General features: G+C 61.9%; 3 protein-coding genes. 2 read left to right on the plus strand and 1 reads right to left on the minus strand.

The annotated features are described in order from the left end of the window. A partial coding sequence (locus ACK41V_RS23480) for an aminotransferase class I/II-fold pyridoxal phosphate-dependent enzyme (RefSeq protein ID WP_409786076.1) occupies positions 1-487 on the minus strand: 487 nt, incomplete at its 3' end. A 138-nt stretch (positions 488-625) separates the two neighbouring features. Between ACK41V_RS23480 and ACK41V_RS23485 the strand changes: the two genes are divergently transcribed. Next, the gene (locus ACK41V_RS23485) at positions 626-1,006 is read left to right on the plus strand and encodes an Mth938-like domain-containing protein (protein WP_409786078.1); all 381 of its coding nucleotides are present in this window, start codon (positions 626-628) and stop codon (positions 1,004-1,006) included. Between the two features lie 166 nt (positions 1,007-1,172). Further along, on the plus strand, positions 1,173-1,649 hold the full coding sequence (locus tag ACK41V_RS23490) for a peroxiredoxin (protein ID WP_291217561.1): 477 nt from the start codon (positions 1,173-1,175) through the stop codon (positions 1,647-1,649). Positions 1,650-1,896: the final 247 nt, after the last annotated feature.

Here is a 1,896-nt window from a genome sequence, read left to right on the forward strand (position 1 = left end):
GGCGGATGTCGTCCAGGTCGGGCATCCAGCCATTGGACTCATCGCACATGTAATGCACCGGCGTGCCGCCCGAAAGGCTGACGGCGGCGGTCCACAGCGGATAGTCGGGCGCGGGCAGCAGCAGCTCGTCGCCGTCGTCCAGCAGCGCGTTGGTGGCCATCACGATCAGCTCGCTCGCGCCGTTGCCGAGGTAGATGTCATCGAGCGTCACGCCCTTGATGCCCTGCGTCTGCGTCTCGTGCATCACCGCCTTGCGCGCACCAAAAATGCCCTTGCTGTCCGAGTAACCCGCCGAGTTCGGCAGGTTGCGGATCATGTCCTGCTGGATCTCCTCAGGGGCATCAAAACCAAACACCGCCAGGTTGCCGATGTTCAGGCGAATGATCTTGTGACCTTCGTCTTCCATCTTGCGCGCAGCGTCCATGATGGGCCCGCGAATGTCGTAGCACACGTTGGCCAGCTTGGCGGATTTCTGGATGGTCTTCAAAGTCGCTCCCTGGGGTTCTGGGGTCGTGCGGCGCGGTGTTCCCGGTGCGTTGCACCGGGCGTTATATTCGGTCTCGTCTGCAGGGAAAACCTGCAATTTGACCACAGTTCCGCACCCCGCCCGATCGCCCACCTCCCCATGAAACTGCACTCCGACAAGCTGGATATCCAGTCCGTGACCGGCTATGGCGAAGGCTGGATCGCCGTGAACGGGCAGCGCCATTTCCACAGCCTGGTGCTCATGCCCAAAGGGGCGTTGGCGCAGTGGCCATGCGCCCGTTTCGAGCTGCTGGAAGCCTCGCACTTCGACCTGCTGGTCGAGCAGTCCACCGAACCGCCCGAACTTGTCGTTTTCGGCAGCGGTTCGAAGTTGCGCTTTGCACCGCCGGCCTTGCTGCGGGGTTTGATGGCCCGGCGCATCGGTGTGGAAACCATGGACACCGCGGCCGCCTGCCGCACCTACAACATCCTGGCCGGCGAAGGCCGGCGCGTGGTGGCGGCTTTGCTGCTGGAGACCTGAAGCGCTGGCCGACGCCGGGGGCCGCCCGCATGACGGACGGGCCCAATCAGGGTAAAATAGCCGATTGTTTCCTGCCACGGGTCCCATTGCTGCAACGCAGGGCTCGCCGTGAAACAGCCGGGAAGCCAACGCATCACCACCAACTTACGTCAGGGGTCCACGCAGTATGGCAGTCGTTGTCAATAAACCCATTCCCGAATTCGAATCGATGGCCACCGGCGGCATCAAGGTCAGCAACCAGACGCATCTGGGCCAGACCATCGTTCTGTACTTCTACCCCAAGGACAACACGCCAGGCTGCACCACCGAAGCCATGCAGTTCCGCGACAAGTACAAAGACTTCGTCAAAGCCGGTGCCCAGGTGTTCGGCGTCTCACGCGACAACATGAAGTCGCACGACGATTTCAAGACCAAGCTTGAACTGCCGTTTGAGCTGATCGCCGATACGGAAGAAAAGATGTGCCACATGTTCGGTGTGGTCAAGAACAAGATCATGTACGGCAAGAAGGTCAAGGGCATCGAGCGCAGCACCTTCCTGATCGGCCCCGATGGCGTTCTCAAGGAAGAGTGGCGCGGCCTGAAAGTGCCGGGTCACGTGGAAGATGTGCTCAAGGCCGTCAAAGCCCTGAAAAAAGCCGCCTGATCCACACCCGATGGGCTGGGTTGTCGGCCCGAAGGCAGTGCGTCACGGGACTCATGCATAATGAATTCATGACGCCGGGAAGCCTCTCAGCCGCACCCCTTCTGCCCACTTCAAGCAGACTCCAAAGCCGCCCGGTCACCCCGGCGGCTTTTTGTTTTCCAGCCTCGCGCTGAACACACAAGCCCACAAGCCCCAGCCCCCCCCCCCCGCCAAAACCCCCGCCCCCCACGACCCCCACGGCGCCACC

The sequence above is a fragment of the Acidovorax sp. genome (assembly GCF_046291265.1).
In the GTDB taxonomy this organism is placed as follows: domain Bacteria; phylum Pseudomonadota; class Gammaproteobacteria; order Burkholderiales; family Burkholderiaceae_C; genus Acidovorax.

Bases quoted from the DNA above. Each gene is read 5' to 3' on its own strand.
- ACK41V_RS23485 (WP_409786078.1), top strand. From the start codon at position 626: ATGAAACTGCACTCCGACAAGCTGGATATCCAGTCCGTGACCGGCTAT.
- ACK41V_RS23490 (WP_291217561.1), top strand. From the start codon at position 1,173: ATGGCAGTCGTTGTCAATAAACCCATTCCCGAATTCGAATCGATGGCC.